Raw genomic sequence first — 6,423 nt, 5'->3', positions numbered from 1 at the left:
TGCGAGTCAGCCAGGGCTGGGCCGGCGGCCAGTATGGGTTCATGGCCTTACCGAGAATCGGCCACGAAGTCATCGTCTCTTTCCTGGACGGCGATCCGGACCAGCCGATCATTACCGGCCGGACCTACCACGCCACCAACACACCGCCCTACGCGCTGCCGGAACACAAGACAAGAACCACCCTCAAAACCCAGACCCACAAGGGCGAGGGCAGCAACGAACTCCGGTTCGAGGACGAAGCGGACCAGGAACAGATCTACGTCCACGCCCAGAAAGACCTGGACCTGCTGACGGAAAACAACCGCACCGAAGTCGTCCGGAACGACAGCCACCTGACAGTGGACAACCACCGCAAGGCCCACACCAAGGGCGATGACCACGCCACGGTGGACGGTGAGAAACGGGAACAAACCGGCAAGGACCACAGCTTCAACGTCACCGGCACCCTGCACCTGAAAGCCGGCACCGCCTGGCTCAGCGACTCCGGCACCGAACTGCACATCAAGGCCGGCCAGAAAGCCGTGATCGAAGCGGGTGCCGAAATTACCCTCAAGGCCGGCGGCAGCTTTGTGAAGATCGATCCCAGCGGCGTTGCTATGGGTGGGGCAGCCATCAGGATGAATGCGGGTGGCGCGCCGGGCAAGGGCAGTGGGCAGAAGGTTCAGGTGCCGGAGATGCCAGGGTTGGTGGACAAGAATGGGGGGGCTGTGACGCCTGAAGAGCTGCCGGAGACGCCCCAAAGACCGATGGCCAAGCCCGACCAGATACGCGCTATCAAGAATGCCGCGAATCAGGGTAAGGGTATCTGCCAGATCTGCACACCAGAATCACAAGGTGCGATCTGATGGGTAACCTGGCTGGACTTTCCGACAAGGGCAAAACGTTCATTCTTATTGATGGCGCAAAAGTGAATGACTTATCCCAGGTTATTTATCGTGAAATAGAAAGGCCTCTTTGCGATGCCCTATACAGGGGAACGGAACTCGCTGACCTGTTGGAAATCTCGCCGTGGTTGGTTGAAGCGGGAATGGATAGTTCCCTGGCACTTAAATGCTTCGAGGATTGGAAGCACCAGGGTGCTGCCATCGTATTGCAGGCTGACTGCCACTTTGAGGAGGTCATGGATCACCTGCGTGGATTGCTTATGGCCAGGTTGGTTACGGGTGATGAGGTTGTTTTCCGGTTCTATGATCCCGAAATCGCGCGGCATCTGTTGAAGCTGGATTCATCAGGTGAAGATGTGAGGCGATTGATGGGGCCCTGTAGTCTGTTTGCCATTCAGGATCGCCGCAGGGGTGAATGGGAGCACTTTTACAATGACCAGCCGTCAGGTGAGCGGCAGATAGAAGTGTTCAATATTCGTGAGGAACACCAAGTTGCCATGGAAAGGGCGGCACAGCAGACAGCCCTCAGAAAACTCGAGCTTCACACTTCGAACTACTTCCCCCATCTGCTTCAACAACCTGACGCAAACGAGCCTGATTGGGGCGTAGTTTCTACGCTAGTCGACGCGGCGAAAGCGCGGGGGCTGTACAGTACCCGCGATATCGCCCTGTATATCAATACGATTGGCTGGCTTGGGCACCTTGCATTCGAAGACAGTGATGTGCAGAGCCTGTGGAAAGAGAATTCCGCAGCACCAGACAAAGCCATAGCGCGAATTGCAGAATTCGCTGAGAAAAAGTCAATGGAGGGACTGGTTTATGGGTAGTGCTAACAGCTCAGCGTTTTTACAGGGTGCTGATGATATCGACTCAGCGGCACAGATGTGTCCGCTCCAGCTCAAAACCGTTGCGTTGTATCCGGTGCGCTGGGCGATCAGTCAGGAAAAGGTCACTTTGCCTGCGAACTTCCGCCCACCTTCCGTTGACATCGGAAATACGTATTACTGCGTTCGCAAACTGACGCCCGGTTGGGTCTACATGTTCTCCGAAGTTTTCGGAACGCTGCATGAATACCGAGTCAACGAGCAAGGCGAGATAACGGAAGTGCAGCCCGGTGTGAACTCTGTACTGCTGCCAGATGCCGATGCTCAAAGTGCTCTGCCCGCCATACATCACCCTGCGGAAGGCACGGTGCTTCTGAAATTTGTACAGCATCGATGGACTGTGCGTTTGCAGGAACTGGTACGAACGGATGTGCAAGTTCGTGAAGAACACATGCAGTCGTTCGACTTGAGTGGCCTCCCGGAAAATCGTGAAGGCGTAAATATCAGTGAAACCGAAGCTATAAACGGAGTGGTTGAAGATTTTCGGCCAGATCCAATGGATTTCGAGTGGAGTCTGACGGATTTTGCACAGGGAGTCAGTGAGTCGGATTTTCAGGGGCAGTGCAAAAAAGAAACTGAATTTTCGTACTGCGTTGCCCTTGTCGATGAAATTGGTATCACCTCAGAGTTAGGCCAGCTGCATGCCCTTCATGTAAATCTGATTAAGAATTACGCGGAGGAGAACGCATATGCCTACACCACCTCCCAGATGGTGGACGCGCTCATCGCCCGCGAAGCCACCAAGAAGGAAACGGAAGACGAGCGGAATGAGGCGGCAGAAGAACTGAAAGAACGCATTCGTTCCGCTGACAAGGATGCGTTTGTAGAGGGTTACCATAAGAAAATCGAAGAGTACGACCAGGCACGTGGCCGCATATTTGATGACTGGAAAGGATGGATTGACTCTGTGCAGCTGGCAAAGAAGCTGGAGTTCAATGATATATACTGTGCAGCTGGGTTTGAAGCCGTCGAGAAAGAGCTTGCAGATATCCTCGATGGTTACGTCGGTGCGGAAAAAGGGAAGCAAGACGCAGAGAAATGGATGGTCGCAGAAGATGACGGGGCCGGTACTGTAGAAACTTTACTCAAAAGTGTGCTGTTCCTTTCATCCGTTGCAAACAGGATTACTCACAAACTGCAAGATCTCCCCGAATTCGATTATGGCAGCTTGAAGGTGGTGGATCGAATTTATGACATGCCGGCGCATGTGCCGGTAAATCTCGCCACCGACACTCTAATGCTGGAGTTTGCCGCCCCCGCTGCGGCCATGGGGGAGTGGGCCAAAAACGAACAAACCCGCCCACAGTGGAAGAAGTGGATCAAGCATGTCTCGAAACGTTACGGCATCGAGCTCCACAAACGTGAAATTAATCTGAATGACGCAACAGAACTACTTCTGGAAGTTAATCGCAGATCGCTGGACGCGTCCTCGGGTCACAACCTGTCTGAACTCTCATTGACACCACTGGCAGCCGGCATGGCGGATGTCAGGATCAGGGGTTATCTGCGTGAAGGGTTGATGGATGTGTTCCACCTTGATCCGAATCTCAGAGACAACCCGTTCGGGTGGATTCACACACGCCTTGATCCGTTGGTTGAGCGTATCAAGGAGAACCGGGGAAAGTTTATTGGGGCGGTGACCTTCTTCCAGGCGATCAATATGGCCAACCTGTTCTCAGGTTTGAAAGAGACCCAGAAAGACGTGATGCTGGGTGATCGCTCGGCCCTCGACCGTTGGCTGCCTTTTATGGATAGTCTGGCCAATGTGGCCGAAGGTGTCGTTAACGGCAGCGCTTTATTGGCAAATTCCGAACACGTGCACGCGCTGAAAACGAGGATGTCAGCGACAACAGGGTCCAAGGTTTCAGCGGTCCTTGGTGCCTCTAAAGAACTCAGGGTGGTGGGACTTGTAACGAAATTAATTGCAAAAGGAATGGTTAAGACTATTGCGATCGCTGGGCCGATATTAACGATGTGGCTGGAGTTGAGGACGATTAACAAGTCGTTGGAAACTGGACATCACGCCTCCGTAGCCTTAGGAAGCGTCCAATTTGGGCTCAGTGTCAGTCTCCTTGTTTTACCCGGTTTGGCCGCGATTGGGGTTTTTTCATTAGGTGTGGGTGTGGCCATAGGTGTTGCGATGATCATAATTTCCGTCGCGATCGGCATGGTGCAGGCCTATATTGCTCGATCCCGGATTGAAGATTTCCTGTCGCTGTCTTTCTGGGGTAACGCGCCCACGATGCGATACTGGGATGAGCAGTCCAGGCCATCGAGCGGAGAGCTGTTGGAGGAAAGCCGAACCGCCATTTCTCCGGATGAGGGCGTCGAAGTCAGACGCTATTTCGAAGCGGAGCTGGATGCGTTTTATTACATGCTGTTCTCTCCCATTGTGCGGATAACCGAGCACATCGGCAGGCATTGGGACATTAACCGGGGTGAGCATCAGGTCATGTCGGAAATGACGTCCTTTGTGGTGTTTTTCCCAGCTTATAGTGATCGGGACTGCACGTACTCCATAAAGCTGTTCGAAGTAGACACGAACTGGTTTGCGAAGGATGAACCGAACGATATCACAGACCTGTTTTACAGGCGGAGACATTTAGATGCTTCTGCTGAGGGTGTTTTGTATCGGTTTGACCACTACAACCACAACAAGTGTGACCAGCTTGAAATGCTGATTGAGTACGCCAAGGATGGCCGGAAAATCACGGGCGAAAACGGACTCCGCCTCATTCTAAATGGCAATGACGTAGAGGAGTTGAGTGTCGATGAAAGACTCGCCTTTGAGTTGTGATTTTCCGGAAACGAATCTGGAAGGCTTGCTTGAAACCAGGGTATTCCACACGCGGGGGGCGCGGCTTGCGAGTCCGCCGGCGAAGCCAGTGGTTGGTGTTTCTGATTCGTCGGAAGATATGGAATTGGCTGTTGCTTACATCTGCGAACGATTTATAGATATACGGACGGCATTTTCCCTTTTCCGACGAGGGATGCTGGTTGTGGTAAATCTATTTATGGTGATCGTTCTGTTACTAATGTGGTTTATCGATAATTTCTATTCGGAAGCACTAATGGCAACAGCGGCCTTCCTTGTGCCAGTATGGGTTGCGTTCTATCTATTCGAGATCTTCTTTCCACTAACGCTACCGGTCAGAATCGATCGCGACGGTAAGTGTGTCTACGTTGTACGTCGGGGTACCTGTTACCAGATCCCTTGGGAAGATCTAGAGGTGGCTTTTTCATACAATTGGCAATATTTTGGTTCAGGCGTCATGTGGGATAAGCAATATTACGCTCATGTTTATCTCTGGGATAAGTATTATTTCTGTGGAAGGCATCCCAAAAGGCAGCTGGAGCGCAAGAAGATTTTTTCTTGCTATAAAGAGGAAGATCTTTATCGGAGGTGGAACTTTGTTTTGAGGTTTTTTAATCGAGGAAAACTTCCTGAAGATTTAATTAATCTTGAAGTGGCCAATTACGACTCATATTTGGACGGGATGCAGGGGAAGTCTGTAATAGCTAAACTTTTTGGTCATCTGGTTTTTATTTTTCTTATGCCAACCGTTATTTGGTGGAAATTCTCTCCCTTCAAATACAAGTGGCCGAAAGAGGTCGAGTCGATTTTTGGAAAAATTAACTATCATTGATCTTGAAGTCTACCTTAATGGCTGCTATTGCTTCATGAAAGACTCACCTTTGAGCTGTGATTTCCCCGAGACGAATCTGGAGGGAATGCTGGATAAGAGAGTATTCCGCACACGAGGGGCCAGACTGGCAAGCCCTCCGGCGAAGAAAGTAGATGGTTTCTCAGATTCTTCAGAGAATATGTCACATAGTATCGCCTACACATGTGATCGATTCGTTGACATTCGATCTGCATTTCCGAGGTTTCGGACAATAATGCTAGGTGTCATAAATCTTTTCATGATGCTTGCGATTGTAGTGATGTGGGCAGTTGATGTTTTGTTTTCCGGGGAAGCGCTCTTGGCAACAGCTGCATTTTTTGTGCCTGTATGGGTGGCATTTTACTTATTTGAGGTTCTGGCCCCATTAACATTGCCTGTCCGGGCTGATCGGAGCAAAGGGTATGTCTACGTTGCACATTGGGGTACCTATTATCGTATCCCATGGGATGAGCTTGAAGTTGTATTTTCATACAATTGGCAGTATTTCGGGGCCGGTGTTGTGTGGCAAAAACAATACTACTCCCATGTCTATCTGAGGGATGATTATTATTTTTGTGGGAAGTTGCCTAAAAAGAGAATGCGGCGTAAAAAGTTTTCTTCGTATTTTAAAGAGGATGACCTCTATAGAAACTGGAATTTTATCGTCAGATGTTACGAAGATGGGGTGAACAACGAGGATGATGGAAACCTTTATGAGTCAAACTATAGAGAGTTTATGAATAAATCCGGGACCGATTCGGCGGTTGGAATTGTAACTGCTCACTTTTTCATGATTATTTTTATGCCATCTATTATTTGGTGGAGTGTTAGCCCATTCAAGTGTAAATGGCCGAAAGAAATTGAAGAGATATTTGGTAAGGAAAATCATTATTGATACTCAAAAAATGGAGCTGAATTCAGTAACTGCGTTCATTTGTCAGGTTTCGGAACATCTTAGCTCATGAACAGTATCGCCATATGGTGATTCAA

5 protein-coding genes are annotated in these 6,423 nt (G+C 50.2%); all 5 read left to right on the top strand.

The annotated features are described in order from the left end of the window. The coding region (vgrG, locus tag Q0Y21_RS07770; RefSeq protein ID WP_297793407.1) for a type VI secretion system Vgr family protein at positions 1-845 on the top strand (845 nt) is incomplete at its 5' end. Beyond that, entirely contained in the window at positions 845-1,711 is an 867-nt protein-coding gene (locus Q0Y21_RS07765) for a DUF4123 domain-containing protein (protein WP_297793404.1), read from the top strand. The genes vgrG and Q0Y21_RS07765, both read left to right, overlap by 1 nt. Next, the gene (locus Q0Y21_RS07760) at positions 1,704-4,565 is read left to right on the top strand and encodes a toxin VasX (protein ID WP_297793401.1); all 2,862 of its coding nucleotides are present in this window, start codon (positions 1,704-1,706) and stop codon (positions 4,563-4,565) included. Before Q0Y21_RS07765 ends, Q0Y21_RS07760 begins: the two co-directional genes overlap by 8 nt. Beyond that, the gene (locus tag Q0Y21_RS07755; protein ID WP_297793421.1) at positions 4,540-5,415 is read left to right on the top strand and encodes a hypothetical protein; all 876 of its coding nucleotides are present in this window, start codon (positions 4,540-4,542) and stop codon (positions 5,413-5,415) included. The genes Q0Y21_RS07760 and Q0Y21_RS07755 overlap by 26 nt, the downstream gene beginning before the upstream one ends. 277 nt (positions 5,416-5,692) lie before the next feature. Next, positions 5,693-6,328 (top strand): hypothetical protein, encoded by a 636-nt coding sequence (locus tag Q0Y21_RS07750; RefSeq protein ID WP_297793399.1) that lies wholly within the window; start codon positions 5,693-5,695, stop codon positions 6,326-6,328. Positions 6,329-6,423 lie beyond the last annotated feature (95 nt).

Source organism: uncultured Marinobacter sp. (genome assembly GCF_947259545.1).
GTDB lineage: Bacteria > Pseudomonadota > Gammaproteobacteria > Pseudomonadales > Oleiphilaceae > Marinobacter.
Note: the sequence above shows the minus strand (reverse complement) of the source record. Positions and strands in the feature narration are given on the sequence as shown.

What these genes read in the sequence shown, in the direction of transcription:
- Q0Y21_RS07765 (WP_297793404.1), top strand. Translation starts at nt 845, where the DNA reads ATGGGTAACCTGGCTGGACTTTCCGACAAGGGCAAAACGTTCATTCTT.
- Q0Y21_RS07760 (WP_297793401.1), top strand. Translation starts at nt 1,704, where the DNA reads ATGGGTAGTGCTAACAGCTCAGCGTTTTTACAGGGTGCTGATGATATC.
- Q0Y21_RS07755 (WP_297793421.1), top strand. Translation starts at nt 4,540, where the DNA reads ATGAAAGACTCGCCTTTGAGTTGTGATTTTCCGGAAACGAATCTGGAA.
- Q0Y21_RS07750 (WP_297793399.1), top strand. Translation starts at nt 5,693, where the DNA reads ATGATGCTTGCGATTGTAGTGATGTGGGCAGTTGATGTTTTGTTTTCC.